At 51.6% G+C, this 20152-nt stretch carries 12 protein-coding genes; 3 read left to right on the top strand and 9 right to left on the bottom strand.

All coding sequences use genetic code 11. The features are described 5' to 3' along the window. Positions 1-287: 287 nt before the first annotated feature. The 5 genes from HY774_07555 to HY774_07535 all read right to left on the bottom strand — a co-directional run bounded on the left by HY774_07555 (position 288) and on the right by HY774_07535 (position 4446). Entirely contained in the window at positions 288-698 is a 411-nt protein-coding gene (locus HY774_07555; GenBank protein MBI4748330.1) for a hypothetical protein, read from the bottom strand. A gap of 64 nt (positions 699-762) precedes the next feature. Further along, positions 763-1275 (bottom strand): hypothetical protein, encoded by a 513-nt coding sequence (locus HY774_07550; GenBank protein ID MBI4748329.1) that lies wholly within the window; start codon positions 1273-1275, stop codon positions 763-765. Positions 1276-1312: 37 nt separating this feature from the next. Further along, on the bottom strand, positions 1313-2053 hold the full coding sequence (locus HY774_07545; GenBank protein MBI4748328.1) for a PaeR7I family type II restriction endonuclease: 741 nt from the start codon (positions 2051-2053) through the stop codon (positions 1313-1315). After that, positions 2053-3720: an Eco57I restriction-modification methylase domain-containing protein gene (locus tag HY774_07540; protein ID MBI4748327.1), complete on the bottom strand. Its 1668-nt coding sequence runs from the start codon at positions 3718-3720 to the stop codon at positions 2053-2055. The genes HY774_07545 and HY774_07540 overlap by 1 nt, the downstream gene beginning before the upstream one ends. A 105-nt stretch (positions 3721-3825) precedes the next feature. Beyond that, positions 3826-4446 (bottom strand): LysE family translocator, encoded by a 621-nt coding sequence (locus tag HY774_07535; protein MBI4748326.1) that lies wholly within the window; start codon positions 4444-4446, stop codon positions 3826-3828. A gap of 230 nt (positions 4447-4676) precedes the next feature. On the opposite strand from HY774_07535, the gene HY774_07530 reads away from it, so the two are divergent. The 3 genes from HY774_07530 to HY774_07520 all read left to right on the top strand — a co-directional run bounded on the left by HY774_07530 (position 4677) and on the right by HY774_07520 (position 10049). Next, a complete protein-coding gene (locus HY774_07530) occupies positions 4677-5762 on the top strand; it encodes a transposase (protein MBI4748325.1) in 1086 nt (361 codons plus the stop codon). Positions 5763-5969: 207 nt separating this feature from the next. Then, positions 5970-9038: a hypothetical protein gene (locus tag HY774_07525; protein ID MBI4748324.1), complete on the top strand. Its 3069-nt coding sequence runs from the start codon at positions 5970-5972 to the stop codon at positions 9036-9038. Between the two features lie 288 nt (positions 9039-9326). Beyond that, complete coding sequence (locus tag HY774_07520; protein MBI4748323.1) at positions 9327-10049, top strand: response regulator transcription factor; 723 nt, start codon at positions 9327-9329, stop codon at positions 10047-10049. Between the two features lie 210 nt (positions 10050-10259). On the opposite strand, the gene HY774_07515 is transcribed toward HY774_07520, so the two are convergent. The 4 genes from HY774_07515 to HY774_07500 all read right to left on the bottom strand — a co-directional run. Continuing rightward, the gene (locus tag HY774_07515) at positions 10260-14030 is read right to left on the bottom strand and encodes a GAF domain-containing protein (protein ID MBI4748322.1); all 3771 of its coding nucleotides are present in this window, start codon (positions 14028-14030) and stop codon (positions 10260-10262) included. A gap of 93 nt (positions 14031-14123) precedes the next feature. Then, complete coding sequence (locus tag HY774_07510) at positions 14124-15545, bottom strand: FAD/NAD(P)-binding protein (protein ID MBI4748321.1); 1422 nt, start codon at positions 15543-15545, stop codon at positions 14124-14126. 242 nt (positions 15546-15787) lie between these two features. Beyond that, positions 15788-19426 carry a GAF domain-containing protein gene (locus HY774_07505; GenBank protein MBI4748320.1) on the bottom strand — a complete coding sequence of 1213 codons (3639 nt, stop codon included), beginning with the start codon at positions 19424-19426 and terminating at the stop codon, positions 15788-15790. Positions 19427-19981: 555 nt separating this feature from the next. Then, the coding region (locus HY774_07500) for a hypothetical protein (GenBank protein ID MBI4748319.1) at positions 19982-20152 on the bottom strand (171 nt) is incomplete at its 5' end.

Genomic DNA, 20152 nt, shown 5'->3' with positions numbered 1-20152 from the left:
ATCAGCCACCGGCAGCGCTTTTTTTGTCTTCTAAAGAGAAATTCAACTCAGGCGAGTTGACCGATTCACTTTCACATCGCGTCCTCAGGGATTAACTTCAAAACCTGGTTTTTTTGTCTAGACAATGGGGAGCCCTTTAACGCATCGCGCAACGCGAAAATCAACGAACATAATTCAGTTTAAATTTGATAGGCAGGTTGTACCACATTTGAGGAGACAAGTCAGCTTTTTCATTTTGAGGAATGGGAATTGTTGGGGAAAAATTAGGTGGTACTGGTAGCTACTTCTCAGAATCGTTCACACCAGTGTGGGTCTTCAAGGTCAGCCTGATATTGCGACTGAGTGCCAAACCCAAGGCTTTCAATCTGTTCGAAGTAGACCGAATAATCAAACTCCTCGGGGCATTCGTCACGGGATAGATCCCAAATGACGTCAATCATCCAGGCCAGCCAGCGAGGTGGAGGCGGCCAGTTCCGGAAGTACTCAATGCGTTGAGACTCTTCAAAATTCAGATTCTTCCACCAGGAATGAAAGACTTCGGTATGAAATTCTCCGCCGCCCACTCGCCAGCAAATGTCATACGGGTGAGTGTCAGGCAACACAACCCACGGCGGAGGCACCTGGCCATACTGGCTGACCAGTCGTTCAATTTCTTTGACGATGTGAGTGTCCGGTTCTGAGTGAGCTGGAGTGTTCATATTTCAATCACAGTGTGAAGGAAACAGGCTGAGAAATGCTTGTTGCGAAAAAAGTAATCTGCCGCTAAGTGTAATCCATTCTGAGGTTTATCCAGTCAGACTCAAGGCTTTTCAGCATGAGATATTCATCAAACCCTGACCAGTGCAATCCAAAGGTCATCAAGTAGGTTTGATCATCCGACTGGTAAATGTGATTGCCGCCAAATGCCTGGCAAGTTGATAGTTCTTCGTCAAAGTCTCGCCGATCTCCGAAAAAGATTTCGAATACTCCATAACCCAGCGGGCTGATGTAGGGCAAATCTTTTATAACGTCTTCTAAAAAACGGGCTTCATGGTAAACGGGTATATATCGAACACCCAACAACTCACCGGTTTGGGTTCGAAGCCAGTCATAATGGGCAGACCAGAAATTGTATTTTTCCTCAAACGGCATGATTTGAAAGCACTGTGAACCGACCCAGATTTTTGGACCTGGCCATTCTTCAATGATGGCCAGGACCAGTGTCGGGTGAAACAAAACGACCAGGTAAAAATCTCTAAACTTTGGTGATTCAGTTATTTCAGATTGTTCTGACATAATCAAATTTGATTGGCAGTCGAAACGAAAAGTCTTTCTACTCCATTCGAGCCGCCGTGGCAGCCATATGTCCAGCGAAAGTTGTAACAAAGGTTTTGAGGTCAGTCATCGGTGAGATGTGTGAAAATTCACCTGTCTCAATGGCTGTGCGAGGTGTCGCGATGACGGTTGCGGCTGTGTAAAGTTGCTCATGCACGAGTTTCTGGCACAGCAGGTCATATCGTTTCAAATATGAGGCGCCCCTAAATTCGTCAAAAACCTGAAAATGAGGTGATGAATCTTTCACCGGGGATCTGGATTCTGGAGCGTCTTCCACCAGCATCAACCAGCCTGCAAATGGATGGGGTTGATTCCCTAAAGCGCCTTTTCGATACGCGGTCCAAAAATCGTGAGCAGTACCAATTGCCTCTTCGGCTCGATTATTGAAGTTGTTTCCAAATGATGGGCCCACCTGGCTCTTGAACTCAACGGCGGCGACTAATTCCCCTTGATGAATCACAAGGAAATCCCACAGCTTTGTCGGTCTAAAATATCCAGGCAATGTGAGGAGGGCTCTTTTTTGGTGGATTTGAGCTTGAGAAAGTCCATTGGCTCGTACCAGATCAATCAACAGACTGATAAACTCATCCATATTTTTACCGCTGGTCACGCCAGAGCGTTCACCCTGATCAGTTTTTCCTGACACACGCTGTTTGGTACGGGCATCCGTACGAGTCTGCCAAAATGCCTGTACGGCATTTCGGGTTTTTCTCTCAAAATCAACAAGTTCAAGAGGCATTATTCACCATCGCATCCAAGGATTGATTGTTCTTCAATTGTGAGACTGTACAACGTACACACAGCGCGGTTACAGGCTTGAAGATCCAAATTTTCAGCCGCTCCAATCAGTTCTTGCTGAAGCTCATCGGGTACATCATTCCAGTGTGGAATTCGAAGTCGCCGAAGATATTGGGCTTGAAATCGTAAATATCCACCGCGCATTTTTGTTGTGTAAGTGGCAATAAACAATCTGGTTACCGACGAAAGCAAAACTGCTTGCAGTGCCCGCAAATCCCAGGCATTGGAGATAACAAAATATAGATTATGGTGTGGATAAAGCTCGCCGCGCTCAAAAACAATATGGGCGTTCCCTTTAATATCAGGAATCAAAAGCTTTGGTTGTCTGGCAAGTTCTGGGGTAATGCGGTCAATTGTGCGGTACCAGTTGGTCGGGTTCTTCCGGGCACAGTGGCGAGCGGCAATGATTTCCTTCCGATCCTCAAGATACTGGTTGAGTTTTGGATATTCACAAAGATTGACCAGCCTCCCGGTTTCAGTAAATGGATTCACTATCCCTTGACCTTGCCATTTTACTTCACCTGATTGAATGTCACGGGTCGTCACCAGCGGCAATTTTCGATCTTCTTCAACCTCAAGCTGATCAAAATTCCCAATGAACGCCTGGTCGGCGCCGGTTGCAACGCCAATACCAACCTTGCAACCAGTTGCTTCCAGAAGTGGAAACTGATTTTCAATTCGACGAATCAGCGCCAGTTGATCAGATGATTCGAGTAACCAGGGTTCAGCCTGATGAGCAATACCCGCAAGTTCACGTACCTGGCAACTTGTTGCTGAAAGATGATTGGTCTGGAGTTCGCTGGCGAGATGGTGGAGGACTGTCCGTTCAATCAATGGACGATGTGCGAGGCGAGTGACTCCAGGCTTTTCCCGGCTGATGACCGTGATTGCCGGGTAGGCCGTAACATCACTCTGAAATGCTGTGGTATCAACCATGTCAACATAAAATTTTAAATGAAACTGGTCAGCAATCAGTCTGCGCAAGGGGCCGCCGTAGCGGTTCTTCATCCACCGATCCGGGCAAATAAACCCCAAAATTCCGCCTTTTGAAAGCGCAAGCAGTGAGCCTTCAATAAATGGAATATAGAGGTCTGCCCGGTCATACAGTGTTTTGTAGCGCTTCCGATATTTGGAAAGCAAAGGTGCTGGAATCAACTCCTGCCGAACATATGGGGGGTTGCCAACGACAAAATCAAAAGTTTGACCGAGTTGTTCAAGCAGAAAGTCACCTTGAATCAGCCACCGATTCATCAGGGTACTGGCTGATTGTTGGTCAATGCCTGCGTGTACAAGGAGGTTCAACACAACTGTTTTGGTTTCTTGAAAAGTCGTGGTGTGGAGTTCAACGGCACGAATTGAGTTCCCAAGTGCCTCAACCACTGGAATTGAACTTTTTGATACGTTCCAGGCTGCCAGCAAGCGGCTGAGCACTGGAATCAAAAAATCACCTTTTCCAAATGAAGGTTCTAAGATTCGCTTCTGATAGAGCGGTTTATCCTGGGTGTATCCAACCAGATCGAGGATAAACTCAACAACTTCAGGTCGGGTAAAAATTGCCCCCTGCGAGGGTTCAGATTCAACACCAGCACTTGTCATGACCGCCATCATTTCTGGCGAAGAATCACTCCTGATCGTGCTTTGAAAATCGAATTGAAGTTGTCTGGATTCCACGTTCGCTACCTTGGTTGAACTGCATTTCAGGGGTTTCAAGGATTATTTACTCAATCCTTGCCGAATACCAAGCGCCATAATCAGGACGCCACACGTGCGGTCAATCCATCGTTTTTTTGCCCGGTAGGCAGCCGCAAAGGGAGCGTGCGAGAGCACAACGGCGACTGATCCGTACCAGATTGAGGCAATCACGCCAACGACAGAAAGCATGGCCAGCAAGGTGCCAAAATTGACCTGAGCTGGGGCTGCCGATGAAAACACCGCCGCATAAAAAGCCACGGATTTGGGATTGGCGATGTTGGTGGCAATTCCGTGAACAAATGCCTGGGTGAGGTTATTTTTTTGAGCTTCCTCGGTTTCTGAAGTTGATATGGGGTGAGTTGAAGTTAATAACCTCCAGCCAAACCAGATCAGGTAGACTGCACCCGTGAATTTGACCAGCAGGGCCACCCAGGGAAAAGCGGTAAACACAATGCCAATCCCTAAAATGGCTGACGCTGCCCAAAACAGGTTGACCAGCACAATTCCAGCCACGAGCGCCAGTGCCTGAGAGCGTGTGGTTGCGGCGGCCCGATGTGAAACGGCGACAAAGTTGGGGCCAGGGCTGACAACTCCAACACAATACACTGAAAAAACGGTAGCAACAGCGGTCCAATCAATCATAATTCGAGTTTGTAGTCAGTAGTCAGTAGTCAGTAGTCAGTCGTTCACTAAGTTTATTTGATTGAATTACTTGACTGACTTCAAGACGAGCATTGCAAAATGGTCTTGCAACTGATTGGTTGACTTATAGGCAAGTACATTGTAATATAGTCAAATATAAAACAATTTTGGACTGGGCAACGGAACGGAGTGATGAAGAGGTGAAAATCACCTCTTGCGAGAGAAGCGAGATGCGACGAGCCTGCAAAGTGACGCTGAAATTTGCGACCGAAACCAAACGACGCAAGATCGCGGCACTGCTGGAGGCGTACCGGGCGGCGGTTAACTTCTATATTCGGTCGCTGTGGGAGACACCCGGCAAGCTGGATAAAGCGACGCTGGCCAGATTGACTGATACCCGGCTGACGGAACGGTTGAAAAGTCAGGCCCTGAAGCAAGCGCTTGAAATCGTGGTGGCGACCAGGAAGTCGGCGAAAGCGCTGGGGACGAAGGCCAGGTGTCCGGTGTTTACGGGAAGCGCGGTGCTCGATGCCAAGATTGTGTCGGTGGAAGTGGGACGGGGCAGTTTCGATCTGGTGATCCGGGTGTCGTGCCTCAAGAAAGGCGAGCGGATTTCGATTCCGACCAAACGAACGGCTGTTTTGAATCACTGGCAAGGGATGGAGGGGGCTCGACTGATTCAAGGGTGCGCGCTGTCGGAGACTGGAATCGTAGTGTGGATTGAACTCCCGGATCTGGAGCCCAAAACGGAAGGCGTGCGGCTGGGCGTTGACATCGGGGTCAACAAACTGCTGTCCGATTCCGAGGGCCGTCACTACGGCACGGAGTTCAAAGCCATCCGCAATAAAATCAACCGCCGGAAGCCGGGCAGTCGTGGCCGGGGGAGGGCGCATACCGAACGCAAAGTGTTCATCAACCGCGTGGTCAAATCACTTCCCTGGCCGACGCTGGCCGTGATTGGGGTTGAATCCCTGAAAAACCTCAAGCGCGGGAAATCGAAAAAACGTGGGAAGAAGTTTCGCAAGGCAATGGCACCGTGGACGTACCGGCACGTACTCACCCGGATCTCCGAACTCGCGCAAGTGAACCGTGTTCAGCTTGTCCGCGTCGATCCGGCCAACACGTCCCGCGCATGTCCCCAGTGTGGTACGGTGCATAAAGACAACCGCAAGGGAGAGAAGTTTTTGTGTCGGCATTGTGGTCACACCGCCGATGCCGATACCGTCGGCGCACAAAACATTCTCGTTCGCACCTTGGCGACTTTCGGGAGCCTAGAGTCCCCGGAGCCTCAAAGGGATGTGGGTCAGTCGGTGTAATATCCGACTATTCATTTCTCAACTCTACTGCCGATGTTTTCCCGATTGTTACTTCGACTTCAAATGTGGGTTCAAAACCTGCAGGAAAGCCCTCAACTCTCTCCTGACAGGCAGAGTCGCGTTTTTTTCCAAATAGTTGGGGTTTCTGTTTGGATACTCTGCTTTGCCGCCAGTCCTGGAACTCAACTCTGGGCTGAGTCAGTCCCTGTGGCTCGAACCCGTCAATTTTCGCTCATTCGCAACTGGCAGGTGGAAGACGGCTTGCCGCAAAACACGGTCATGCGGATCCTGCAAACCCAGGATGGATATATTTGGTTTGTGACGTTTGGCGGGTTGGTTCGATTTGATGGAGTCACCTTTACCACTTTTACCACTGAAAACATCCCTGAGTTTCTCTCAAATCGGTTGATTACGCTGTATGAAGCTCAGGATCGGAGTTTGTGGATTTCAACTGAAGTAGGTGGACTGATGCGGTTGAAAGACCACATGTGGACGTTTTACACCACGACCGATGGACTGCCAGCGGGAGGAATTAATACCATTGCGGAAGACCAATCCGGGATTATTTGGGTTGGAACCGAAAGCGGGCTGACAAAATTTGAAAACAGCCGGTTTCAAACGGTGACCAAAGCAGATGGAACCAGAATTCCACAGGTCAATGCCCTGGTCCGTGATAAGCACATACTGTGGGCCGGAACAGTGGCAGGACTTTACCGAATTGAAAACAACCGGCTTGAGCTAGAATCAACTATTCCATCCATTCAAGTTACGACCCTGTTGCCAGACCGGGAAGGTCACCTGTGGATTGGAGGTCTTCACGAACTCATTCACCGTTCCCCGCTCGGAGAGATCCAACATTTTACCCCGCCGGGGGAAACTCATCCCACATTCCGATGGATCAGTCACTTGATCCAAAGTCGGGCAGGTATTATTTGGGCGGCGACGGATTTGGGATTGTTTCAGATGAAACAGCATCTGAAGCAGCATCACCTTGTGCCAGCCCAGGGGACACCCCCAATCATTTTGCTGTCGCTGATGGAAGACCATGAAGGAACGTTATGGGCCGGCTCCAGCGGCAATGGACTCTTTAGCTTTCGCACGGGAGTTATTGCAGCCTACACCGCAGCCGATGGCATTTCCGATCAAGAAACCAAAACCGTCGGTGGGGATCGTCAGGGTACTATCTGGATCGGAACTGGTTCACAACTCAAACGCATCGCCGCCGATAAAAGCGTTTCACTGATTTCGTTGCCAAACAACATTAAGGTCTCAGACATTTTCGCGGTTTGTGAAGACCTGGAAGGTACGCTCTGGATTGGAACGGCTCAAGGGATTCTACGGCGTAACGGCGGACAATTTACCCACCTTACCGAAGCCGATGGGCTGTCAAACAACAATGTGAATGCCATCTCGCTTGGCCCAACCGGAACACTCTGGGTTGGAACCTGGCGCGGACTCAACCGTTGGGAGAATGGGCGGTTTGTCGCGTCTCTTCCCTCCGACACGATTTCAGGAAACTGGATCAGGTCCATTTTGGAGTCGCCCGATGGTACGGTCTGGGTCGCAACTGACAATGGCCTGGCGAGGTTTCACCAGGGAAGATTCACTTTTTTTACCACCCGGCAAGGATTATCTAACAATCTGACCCGCTCGTTGTACCTGGATACTGACGGTTCGCTCTGGGTTGGCACGTATGGCGGCGGGCTGAACCGCTTGAAAGATGGCCGGTTCACCCAGTTCACCATTTCAACCGGCCTTTTTGACAATGTCGTCTCGGCTATTTTTGAAGATTCAGAAGGGTCATTCTGGCTGAGTGGAAATCGAGGCATTTGCCGGGTTTCCAAACGTGAGTTAAATGACTATGCCGACAGGAAGAGAATCTCGATTTCAAGTGTCGGCTATGACAAAGCCGACGGCATGGCGGTGAGCGAGACCAACGGTGGGTTTCAACCGGCTGGCTGGAAGGCGGCGGATGGCACCTTGTGGTTCCCGACATTGCGCGGCGTAGTTTCGGTTGACCCAGGAAAACTCAATCGGGTGCCCCCAGCGGTGCGAATCGAACAACTGACCATTGATGGCGCTTCGCGGCTGCCTCAAGCCCACCTGACTTTTGAGCCCGGTCAAACCAAATCAGTTGAAATTCATTACACCGGGCTGAGTTTTGCCGTCCCGAGCAAAGTTAAATTTCGATACCAGCTTGAAGGGTGGGATCCAACCTGGGTTGAAGCCGGCACCCGGCGAACAGCCTATTTTACCAGCCTGCCGCCTGGGGAGTACCGCTTTCGGGTCATTGCCTGCAATAACGACAGTATCTGGAATGAAACCGGCACGACCTTGACCTTTACCATCAAACCGCGCTTTTACCAGACCACCTGGTTTTATGCCGGGTGTGGGCTAGCGTTGTTTGGGTTTGGGCTAGGCATCCAGGCGCTCCGGTTACGTCAGATTCGTCGGCGGGCTGAAACCCTCGAACGAATTGTCCGTCAACGGACTGAAACGCTTCGTCAGGAAAAAGAAAAAACCGAAGCCGCCCGCCTCGAAGCCGAAACTCAGCGCCGGGCGGCTGAGGCCGCCGACCGTCTCAAGACTGAACTCTTGAGCATTGCGGCCCACGATCTGAAAAGTCCGCTCTACACCATCAAAGGGTTTGCCTCCATTACACAAGACGTCTTGCAGCAGGTTGACCAGGCCCGGCAATGTGATGAATACCTGTCATTTATTGATTCTGAATCCCAGCGGTTACTCAACCTGATCAATGCGCTCCTCGATACGGCGGCACTCGAAAGTGGGAAAGTTCGGTTGGAGAAAAACCAAGTTGATCTATCAACCCTTGTCAAATCAGCTATTTCCACATTTCAACCACAAGCCGTCGCCAAATATCAAACCCTGAATGTAACGGCAAATGGACACTGCCAGGTTGAAGGTGATGCAGAACGATTGAGCCAGGTTCTGGAAAATTTATTGAGTAACGCCATCAAATTCACAGCACCCGGCAAAGAAATTTATGTCACGCTTGAATGTCGCGCCCACCTGGTTCGAACTTCCATCAAGGATGCCGGACCAGGACTTACGGAAGACGATCAAAAGCGGCTTTTTACCCGCTTTCAACGACTGAGCGCCCGTCCAACCGGCGGCGAATCATCAACCGGGCTGGGTCTTTCCATCGTCAAGGATCTGGTTGAATTGCACGGCGGGCGCGTCGGAGCGGAAAATCATCCTCAGGGTGGAAGCGTTTTCTGGTTTGAACTTCCGCGAGGAATGAAGAATGAAGAATGAAGAATGAAGAAAAATCGGGTTCCGGGTTTTTGGAAGGGATGAGGGATGAAAGATGAGGGATGAAAGAAAACCAGTTCTTCAGCCCGCTGTCTTCAGCCCCGAGCTTGCGAGTCTTCAGCCCGTTCCCTATCATCACCAGAAAAACCATTTCTTCTGAATTTATATCATTTTGGAATAAACACCTCGGATCAGGAAACAGTCAAGTAATTCAATCAAAGGAACTTAGTGAACTACTAACTACTAACGACTGACGACTGACGACTGACGACAAACTGGTATGAAACACTCATGAATGTGCAAAGAGTTGTTGTTGTTGATGATGAACTGCCCGCCCGTCGCCTGCTGAGCCTGATGCTTTCGGGAATTGAATCAGTCCAGGTGGTGGGTGAGGCAGGTACAGTCGCCGAAGCGGTTGAACTCATTGATCGAGTAAGCCCTGATGTCGTGTTTCTGGATGTGGAACTGCACAATGAATCAGGCTTTGAGGTCCTTGATGCAGCTAGTGGCGCGTTTCGGGTCATTTTTGTCACGGCATTTGATCGGTATGCCGCTCGGGCATTTGATGTGAGCGCCCTTGACTATGTACTCAAACCTGTAGATATGAAACGACTTCGGCAGGCCATCGAACGCTTATCACAACCGCTGCCCCCGAAACCGGAAAAAGACCGCACCCTCGAATATGATGACCGATTGTTACTGAGGGTCAACAACCAGTCGAAATTTGTCAGGATTGATACCATTAAGTGTATTTTTGCCGACCGGGATTATTCGCGAATCTGGACGACGCAGGAGGCTGACGCTCAAACCAATATGTCGTTGAAAGAGTGGGAAAACCGGCTGCCGGAGAAGTATTTTCAGCGCATTCACCGCTCAAGTATTATCAATTTTGAATATGTGACCAGTGTTGAAGAGTGGTTCAACTATTCATTTCGGGTCTATTTGCAGGGCATTTCCGAACCCGCCGAAGTCAGCCGCCGCTATGCAACCAAACTACGGGAAAAATTGAAGTAATTGCAGTTTGTAGTCAGTCGTCAGTCGTTGATGAGTCAGTCGTCAGTAGTTAATAAGTCAGTAGCTAAAACCCAGATCGTTGAATCCGTCGAATTCTTGAAAAGAATTGCTCCTAAATAACCCAAATGGAACTAAATACACTTGACAGGCAATTCAAAACCCCAACACTCGACTACTGACTACTGACTACTGACTACTGACCACAAACTGCTATGAATCATTCTTCTGGATGACATTGAGCTTACCGGTTTTGGGTAATTCGACGTGGGAGGACTTGCTGGCAAACGGTAGATGAATAAACACGGTTGTGCCTTTCCCTGTGCCTTCAGATTCTGCCCAGATGCGTCCACCGTGGGCGTCAACATAGCTTTTGGCAATTGCCAGTCCGAGCCCGGTGCCACGGGCTGAAAATTCAAACTTTCCAGAAGTGTGGGTTGATGGGTCCTGGCTGGTGTAGAACTTCTCAAAAATGCGCTCGATTTCTTCAGCACTGATGCCAATTCCGGAATCAGCAATTGATACTTTTGCCCAATCCTGCTCCTGAGTAATTGTGATGTGAATCTTTCCGCCGTCGTGGGTAAATTTGATCGCATTCTGGATGACGTTGATGAGCACCATCTGGATTTTTCCCTGATCGGCAGAAAGCACGATTGAGTCAGGAGCGTCAAAAATAACCTGCTGCTTTCGTCGCTCCACAAAGGTCTGCAAATCACTCACAATTTTTTGGACGATTTCAGTCAGATCAAACTGGTTTGGTCGGAGGGCAATCCGCCCTTCATTGATCTTGAGCATTTCCAGAATATCGTCAAAGGTCACAACCATGCGTTCGACCATGCGCCGGCAGGTATCGAGTGACCGACGCTGGGTAAAGGTCAGGGGACCGAGATACTCTTCGACCAGGGCTTCGATATACCCCTTGAGCACGGTCAACGGCGTCCGCATTTCGTGCGAGGTCACGATCATGAAGTTGGTCTTCATGCGGTTGAGTTCGTGCAGCGTTTGGGTGATTTCCTGTTCCTTTTTATACAACCGTTCCAACTCGCCAAAAGACTCAGCAATCGTCAGGTTTTTCTCTTCCAGTTGGAGGTTCTTTTCCTCAAGTTCGCTATAGAGTCCAGCATTTTCAATCGCAATCGCCGCCTGATTGGCAAGTGATTCAATCAGTTGCCGGTCCGAGTCGCCAAACAGCGGCTGATCTTTTCCTCGACGCACATCCAGCACACCGACAATTTTTCCGGTTCGTGACACAATCGGCACGTCAATCCAGCCGTTGACATAATACATTTGGATCAGTTCCGGAAAGACAATTTCAGGCGAAGCCGTCGGATCATTGACAATCACGGCCTTGCCGGTTTCAGCGACTTTTCCAGCCACGGCTTCCCCAAGCTGGAATCGCAACTGGTAATCTTCCCACCGACCACCGAGCCACAACCGTCGAAAAACCACCTGGCCGTTCTCAACCAGCCCGATGCCGCCGGGCTCTCCGTTCACAAGACGGGCGCCCTCTTCGGCCAGATGCTGTAACACAATGTCCACGTCAAGTTGTGAATTGATCGTCCGGATGCTTTCGAGCAATTCCCGTAAACTGGCCAGCCGTTGTTCTTGAATATGGCGCAGCAACGCCACCTTGCGCGTTTCGCGGCGCTCAAGCTGCCGAATCTGGCGCCGATACAGGGAAAAAGCAATTCCAGAGCCACTGGCCAGGACCACCAGCCCAAACCACCACGTCTGCCAAAACGGACGCTGAACAGTCAGTTCGAGTGCGACAGTGTCGCCCCATTGTTTTCCATGCAGGCCAGCCTGGACGCGAAACACATACTGACCGGGCGGCAAATTGGTAAACCGGATTGATCGCTCGCGAGAGGCGTCTGACCAGTCACCTTTTTCAAACCCTTCAAGCTGATGGCGATAGACAACTGCTTCTTCATCCACCAGCGAGACGCCGGCAAAATCAAACTGGACCGTGTTTTGGTCATAGGGCAATTGCAACTGTGCCAGGTCGGCCTGGGCTTCATCCCGCACTAATACCCGTCGAATCATGACCTTTGGCACCGCCGGCACTGCAATTTCAGGCATGGCCCGATAGCGGAGGGCTCCGTCATTGGTCCCAAACCAGAGCGTGCCATCCGGCTCACGGAGACAGGCACTGGTGAAGATCTCATCGTTTAACAGTCCTTCCCGAGTTGTGTAATTCCGGAAGGTTTTACCATCGTAAACTGAAATTCCACGTGAGGTTCCAATCCAGATTTCCCCCCGCAGGCTGATGATGGCACGCACTGTATCACTGGCCAGCCCATCCTGACGGGTAAACGGCTGAACCCGTACTCCGTCATATCGAAACAATCCATTGAGCGAGCCAATCCACAGGACTTTTTGCTCGTCCACATAGACACACCGAATCCGGCGGTCTTCAAGCAGTGCCTGAACCGGGTGCGGGACAAATCGGGTGCCGTCAAACTGGCTTAATCCTCCTTCGGAACAGGCCAGAAGCGTACCATCAGTATCAAGGGTAAAACTGGAAACCGGGTTCTGGGGCAATCCCTGCTCAGTGGTGAAAAGCTGAAATTTCGCTCCATCAAACATCACCACCCCATTGCTCGTGCTGGGGTGTGAGCCAAACCACAACCGACCCTGGCGATCTTCAATAATCGCCGTGATTCGGTCGCGAGCGCCAATTTCTTCACGTGGATAGCTGGTAATCCGTCCATTTTGAAGGCAGGCTACCCCCCGCGCCCCGCCCATCCAGATTCGGCCCTGACTATCGGCCAGCACCGTCCACAAATCCAGCTCTGGCAATCCTTCCTTCAATCCATAGAGACGGATGTCTCCAGCTTTGTTGAGGCTTGAAAGCCCACCTCCAAGCGACGAAAACCAGAGTGTGCCATCCGGGGTTTGAGCAACGCCGGTCAGGGTGCCGTTGGTAATTCCGGTGGCTGAGGTGTAGGAGGCAAACAATTCACTGCTAAACCGGCAGACACCGCTTGAGCGGGTACCGCACCAGATATTGCCTTCCCGATCCTGAATCAGAGCCGTCAGATAGTTATCAAGCAATCCATGCGCCCGATTAAAAACCACAAACTGACCGTTTTCAAAGCGGCATAACCCGCCGCCAAATGTCGAGCACCACACCCGATGATACCGGTCAATAAACACTTTATCCGTGGAATTGCTCCCCAGCCCATCAGCCTGGGTGTAAACTCGAAACGTGCTGCCATTGAAAAAACACAGGCCGCCGCTGGTGGTAACCCATAATCCGCCGGCTGGATCTTCAGCCAGGCCGAATACGCGATCATCTGGCAAGCCATTGGATTGATTAAAGATAGTAAACTTTCCATCCTGAAACCGAATCAACCCGCCGCCACGTTGACCAATCCAGAGCGTCCCCTTGGAATCTTCCAGGAGCGCCCAGATTCGTTCCGCTGGTAATCCCTGTTCAGTGCCGTAAGCGGTAAACCGCTTTCCGTCAAAGCGATTCAGGCCATTGGCTGTTCCAAACCACAATGTACCATCCCGCCCGACGGTCGCCGAATAAGTACGATTGTTGGAAAGGCCCTGCGCCGTGGTGAAGGTTACAAACCCACTGCCGGTAAATCGGCTGACCCCACCTTCAGTCGTCACCCACAACTGTCCCTGTTTGTCTTCGCACATCGCCCGGACATTGGTGTCAGGTAACCCTTCGTCCTTGCTGTAAATTTGAAACCCGACGCCATCATAGCAACACAACCCACTATCCGTTCCAATCCAGAGAAAGCCCTTGCTGTCCTGAAACATACTGTAGATGACGTTGCTGGGCAGGCCGGACCCTGAGGTGTAGGACTTAAACCGGTAAATCTGAGCAGAAACAGACAGCTCCAACCCGCACAGGACAACCAGGCTCAGGACCAGATGCAGGCAAATCACACCACACCTTCGCTGCCAGTCACCAGGTGTGGCTGGTTGCCGTTTCCCAGATTGAAGGAAGGAACTGTTGTGTAACCACATATTGGGGTTCAGGGTTCAGGGTTCAGGGTTTTGAGTCAGGGTCTTTTTTGTCTTCTGCGTCCTTTCTGTCCTATTGATTTTTGCCGCCGACCGCTATTCGCTCAAAGTGGTAACCCCGGCGGGCGCTTCTTCAAAAGAGTTCCGAATGGTCTCAGCCAGGTTGGCGGTGTGAATTCGCAACTCAGGAACCGCGATGCTTTCCCAGTACCGGGCTTTGAGCAATGGCCCGACGTAGTACATCACCTGTGATGCCTGACCTTCGCGATTGACCACAGCGCCCGTGTCGGAGAGTTCAAGTCCGAGACCGAGGGCATCCGGTTGGATCAATCCTTTCACGCAAAGGGACTGCATCAACGGATCTGCCAGTCGCGCGATATTCGTTTCTGGTCCCGTGCAATTCACTACCGAACTGACCTTCAGGCTTTGGAGGTCGCGCTGCTGACGCAACCGAAGCGTTACCTCGACCGAATCAACCTGCTCAGTGAACGACACCAACCGCCCGGCGACGATTGAAAGCTCACCATCTTCCATCAGTCGGTAAAGGATATTGGCAGGCTCAGTGGCCATCCGGTGACGGCAAACATCCCAGTAATGGCGCACATGACGCAAAAAGCGGGATCGTTCTTCAACGGGCAGCATTTGCCAGAGCTTCGGAGTAATTGGGCGCATCGAATTGATGACTTCACGCCAGTCAACACCCTGTTCGGCCAGTTCTTTGATATGAGATCGAACCGCATGAAAATAATTGCGGACGGTATTGGGTCCCATCAGTAACCCAGGAGGGAGATGATCGTGCGACGGAGGAACACCCGGCGAACGGTGTGGTTGAGGCAGTAGCCCGCGCCGTGAGAGCGCAACCAGTTTGGCACGGCCCAGTTTGGCACGGCGATGCAGGTCCAGAACAACATCCAGCATCGTCAACCCAGTTCCAATCAAAAGCACTCCCTGGTCTGGGTCAACGGTATCGAGGGCACCCGGCGCCCACGGATCCCGCACATAGCGTGGGCTGACATAAAATTCTGGGTTTTGAACTGGTGGATTTGACGGTGCGAAATTGCCGGTGGCTAACACAACCCGGTCGGCGATGATCTGTTCTCCATTTGACAGAAGAACTGTTGCAATTTGATTGCTTTCAGATACTTCGATTGCTTCAACCTCACTTAAAACACGTTCCAGCCGCATTCCAGGTGCGGCTTCGGCTTCAGCCTGATCAAGTAAATACCCCAGATATTCACCATAGAGCCGCCGTGATACAAATGAGGCCCCGTCAATGGATGGGTTGCGGCCCTGGGCGAAATGCAGAAAATTGTCTTCATCGTCCGCCAGGGCGCTCATCCGGCCAGCCACCACATTCAGCAAATGCTGGTCGTTGCGGGTTCCATACGCCACGCCACGGGCCATCGGCTCGACTCGACTGACCAGTATGATGCGAGTTGGGCGACTGAATCCGCGCTGAAGCAAATGGACAGCCGTGAGCGTTCCACTAAATCCAGCGCCGATAATGAGAATGGTCATGCAAGTAAGTTCCTTTTTGAGTAAATAGAAATTTCGGGTTCCGGGTTCCGGGTTCCGGGTTCCGGGTTCCGGGTTCCGGGTTCCGGGTTCCGGGTTCCGGGTTCCGAGTTCCGAGTTCCGAGTTCCGAGTTCCGAGTTCCGAGTTCCGAGTTCCGAGTTTTCGAAGAGGGCGCGGTTCGAAGCAACAGCGCCCTTACTGTCACCTCACCCTCACCCTGTCACCCTGTCACCCTGTCACCTTGTCACCCTGTCACCTGAACCGGAAGTTCAACCCGGAAGGTGCTGCCCTGCCCTTTTCCTGGAGATTCGGCCCAAATGCGGCCACCGTGGGCTTCGACATAGCTTTTGGCAATCGCCAGCCCGAGTCCGGTGCCACGCGCGGAAAATTCAAACCGGCCTGAGCTGTGGGTCGAAGGGTCCGGCGTGGTGTAAAACTTATCAAAAATTCGCTCAAGTTCCCCAGCATCAATCCCAATTCCAGAATCGGTAACTTGAAGGCAAATCTGGTTCTCCTGCCGTGCAATTTCAATGCGAATCACACCGCCGTCAGGTGTAAATTTGATGGCGTTCTGAACCAGATTCATCAACACCAACGCCAGTTTTTCCTGATCAACCGCGACCATCAATGAGCCAGACGTTTCAAGATCAACTCGCTGTTTCCGTTTTTCGATAAAGGGTGACAGTTCCTCCAAAACACTATGTGTCAGCCGGCTCAGATCCGTGGGCTTGCGATGGAGTGTTGCCACGCCCTCGTTGATTTTGAGCATCTCCAGGATATCATTGAAACTGTTGACCATGCGGTCAATCATGCGCTGGCTGACATTGAGTGATTTTTGCTGCATCGGGCTCAATTCGCCAAAGAATTCACCCAGCAACGCTTCGTTATACCCTTTGAGCACTGTCAGCGGCGTTCGCATCTCGTGCGAGGTGACCACAATGAAGTTGGTCTTCATCTGGTTGAGTTCCTGCAGCGTGCGGGTGACTTCCTGTTCTTGTTGATAGAGTCGTTCAAGTTCGGCCAGCGACCGCCCGATCATCTGATTTTTCTCTTCGAGTTCAGTGTTTTTGACCGCGACCTCGCCATACAAAGCGGCGTTTTCGATGGCCACGGCGGCTTGATTGGCGAGTGATTCGATCAACTGACAATCGGTTTCAGAGAATAGCTTGTGCCCAGGGCGATTGCGAACCTCTAAAACTCCAACCACCAACCCGGTTCGTGTTCGGATAGGCACTCCGAGCACCCCAGCTTTATACAAACCAGCCACGTTCTCTGGGTAGGCCGTTTCAGGTGAAGCTTCAGGATGCGCCACCACCAGCGGCGTTCCTGATTCAGCCACCCGACCGGCCACCCCTTGACCAAATTGAAAGACGAGCGCGGTGTCCTGCCAACCGTGATCGCTCCATAATTGCTTAAAGACCACCCGTTGGTGTTCAACCAGGCCAATGCCTCCAGGTTGACCGCCAACCAGGCGGGCACTTTCTTCAGCAATATTTTGCAGCACAGTTGAGAGTGCGAGTTGCGAATTGATGATCCGAATACTTTCCAGGAGCCGACGGAGCGAGGCAAGTTTTTGCTGGTGACGATGTTCCAGGGTTTGAATCCGCCAAGCATATACGCTCGAGCCAATTCCAACAACTCCAACCACAACCAAAAGTCGAAACCACCAGGTTTGCCAGAACGGCGGCTCAATCACGATCTCAACCACCTGCTGGTCGCTCCAGATGCCAGTGGAGGATTGGGCTTTGACCAGGAAGCGATACCGGCGCGGAGGCAAATTGGTATAGCGGGCAAACCGCTGGGTTGTGGCTGGCTGCCATTCCGGGTCAAACCCTTCCAGTTTTACGACATACCGCACGGCGGCTTCATTGGTGAACGACAGTCCGACATATTCAAAGGTGATACTATTTTGATCATAGCGTAGTGGCGGTGGTACTTGCTCCCGGTAAAACGTCACGCTAATGGAATTGCCCACCATCTGGCCTTGAATATGAATTGAATTGATGTGCAGTCGTGGCGGCACCGGCATACGCTGTCCACGGTCAGGCCGGCAATGGACCACTCCCTCGTTGGTCCCAAACCAGATACTGCCATCCTCGGCAGCCAGGCACCCGGTGCGAGAAATATCATTGCTCACCAAACCATCTTTGACGGTGAAGCTGCGAAACTGCTGGCCATCAAAGGCAGAAATCCCCTGGCGGGTCCCAATCCACAGGGTTTGCTTCACACTGGTTAAACAATACAGGCTATTGGAGACCAACCCATCCTCCAGGCGGTAGACCCGCAACACCTGGGTGCGATCAATCAAACACAGCCCGTTTGAAGTTCCAGCCCACAGTTGCCCCTGGGTATCTTCATGAAAACATTGAACATACTTATTCGGCAGCCCTTTGATTTCCTGAAATGATTTCCCATCGAATCGGCTCAATCCGTTGTCGCTGCACACCCAGATTCCACCCTCTCGATCTCGGACCAGGGCGTTGATTTGAGCATGAGGCAAGCCCTGAGCTGTCCCATACTGCTGAAACTGCTGGCCATCAAACGCCAGCAATCCTGGACTTGAAGCTGAATCACTGCCGAGCCAGATCCACCCCTGTGTATCTTCAACAATGCAGGAAATCCGCGTTCCCGCTGGAATAAACTGTTCAAACCGATAGGTTTGGAATCGCCCATCGGCATAACAGGTCAATCCCTGGGATGACCCGATCCAGAGTCGTCCCAGATGATCAACAAAAATGGCCCAGATTGATTCTTCGAGCAGTCCATCTTTGACGCCAAAGCGTTGGAACTGACCGGTTTTATCCAGTCGTGACAGTCCGCTATTGATTGAAGCAAACCATAAGGCGCCATCCGGCGTTTGGGCCATGCCCGTGATGACGCCCCCACCGATCCCGGATGAAGCGGCGGTATAATTGGCAAACATTTCGCTGCCGAGGTGGCACGCCCCGCTCCAGCGCGTCCCGCACCAGAGGTTCCCCTCATAATCTTCGATCATTGAGGTAATGTAGTCATCCGGAAGACCATTTGAGCGGTTCAGGGTTACAAAACGACCATTTTCAAGCCGGGCAACGCCACCGCCGAAGGTCCCACACCAGACCTGATTCCCACGATCAACCAGCACATTACTGACATCGGTGCTGGGTAATGCCTCGGCAGCACCATAGAGACGAAACCGCGACGCCTGAAACTGCACCACCCCGGCACCAGTCGCGAGCCATAAACTTCCGAATGAATCTTCGGCCAGATCAAAGACATTTTCATTCGGCAACCCGTCTTTCAAGCCGTAGGTAACAAACGTTTCCCCGTCAAACCGAACCAGTCCCCCACCGCGTAACCCAAGCCACAACATACCATTGTGGTCTTCGAGCATGGCCCAAACTGGCTTATCCGGCAGCCCCTGTTTGACCCCATATTGGATAAACTGTCCGCCCTCATAGCGATTTAAACCACTCGCCGTACCAATCCACATGGCCCCATCGCGGGTACAAAGCAAGGATCGAATTTCAGCATTCGAAAGACCATCTTTGGGCGTGAAATTGGTGAAGGTCATTCCATCAAAGCGGCTGACCCCACCCCGTGTCCCCACCCACAGATTTCCCGATTGATCTTCGGCCAGTGCCCGGACCGGGGCATCTGCCATTCCCTGCGGCACACTCAAATTGACGTAGTTTTGCCCGTCGTAGCGCGACACTCCCTGATCCGTACCAAACCACATATAACCGTGGCTATCCTGGTAAATCGAATACACCGCGTTATTTGGGAGACCGGTATTGGTCGTGTAGACCCGGAACCGATAGGTTTGCCCACACACCACGACACTGGTGAAGACAAGGAAGAACCACAAGCCGGCGAAACAGGCTGCCGCTTTGAGTGACATCTGCATGAGTGAAAGGTCTTTCAGGGGAGAGAGATTTGAAGCGCGTGATTATAGGACGAAGAGGGGGCTACGCAGAAGCCAACCAAAGCAGTTTCTTGAATGAAAGAATGAAGAATTGAGAATGAAGAATTGAGAATGATCCCGCCAAAAGAACAGCGCCAACAAAATCAGGGTGTGGCTCACAACCCGAAACCTCCCGCTCACTACGACGAACCCGACTTCTCGCCGGCGCTCCCATGAAATATTTGCCTGAGTTGGATTTTATCCCAAAGGGATGGAGCAAATTTAGCCGGTGGTCAGCGTCGCTTTGGACGCGCCACCACCGGACCTTGGTCACCCTCAATATTTCCCCGCACGGCCCGTGCCCCCACGGGGGCGCGGGCCGTGCGGGGAGGAGGAAAAAACCAACCTGGTTCCGGTGGTAACTCCCAAAACCTCGCAACCAACCGGCTCACCTTGCTCCATCCCAACGGGAATGAAATCAAAAAACCTACACGTGAGAGGCTACATGCCGTCCACCCACATAGCACTCCAAATTCTTTTTCTTGAAAACGATAGCGTTCAGGCTTGGTCAGATGATTCAGCCTCGGCTTGCCGCCGGAGCTTGTCCAGGTATGCCTCGATTTCTTCAATCTTGAAGTGTTTTAAAACCTCATCTGATGACAAGTCTTTGAGGCGTTCTTCCGGTGGCAATCCTTTGAGACGCTCCTCAGGTGGCAATCCTTTGAGACG

This window comes from Acidobacteriota bacterium (assembly GCA_016208495.1).
In the GTDB taxonomy this organism is placed as follows: domain Bacteria; phylum Acidobacteriota; class Blastocatellia; order Chloracidobacteriales; family Chloracidobacteriaceae; genus JACQXX01.
Note: the sequence above shows the minus strand (reverse complement) of the source record. Positions and strands in the feature narration are given on the sequence as shown.

What these genes read in the sequence shown, in the direction of transcription:
- HY774_07530 (MBI4748325.1), top strand. Translation starts at nt 4,677, where the DNA reads ATGCGACGAGCCTGCAAAGTGACGCTGAAATTTGCGACCGAAACCAAA.
- HY774_07535 (MBI4748326.1), bottom strand. Translation starts at nt 4,446, where the DNA reads ATGATTGATTGGACCGCTGTTGCTACCGTTTTTTCAGTGTATTGTGTT.
- HY774_07515 (MBI4748322.1), bottom strand. Translation starts at nt 14,030, where the DNA reads ATGTGGTTACACAACAGTTCCTTCCTTCAATCTGGGAAACGGCAACCA.
- HY774_07555 (MBI4748330.1), bottom strand. Translation starts at nt 698, where the DNA reads ATGAACACTCCAGCTCACTCAGAACCGGACACTCACATCGTCAAAGAA.
- HY774_07510 (MBI4748321.1), bottom strand. Translation starts at nt 15,545, where the DNA reads ATGACCATTCTCATTATCGGCGCTGGATTTAGTGGAACGCTCACGGCT.
- HY774_07505 (MBI4748320.1), bottom strand. Translation starts at nt 19,426, where the DNA reads ATGCAGATGTCACTCAAAGCGGCAGCCTGTTTCGCCGGCTTGTGGTTC.
- HY774_07520 (MBI4748323.1), top strand. Translation starts at nt 9,327, where the DNA reads ATGAATGTGCAAAGAGTTGTTGTTGTTGATGATGAACTGCCCGCCCGT.
- HY774_07550 (MBI4748329.1), bottom strand. Translation starts at nt 1,275, where the DNA reads ATGTCAGAACAATCTGAAATAACTGAATCACCAAAGTTTAGAGATTTT.
- HY774_07545 (MBI4748328.1), bottom strand. Translation starts at nt 2,053, where the DNA reads ATGCCTCTTGAACTTGTTGATTTTGAGAGAAAAACCCGAAATGCCGTA.
- HY774_07540 (MBI4748327.1), bottom strand. Translation starts at nt 3,720, where the DNA reads ATGATGGCGGTCATGACAAGTGCTGGTGTTGAATCTGAACCCTCGCAG.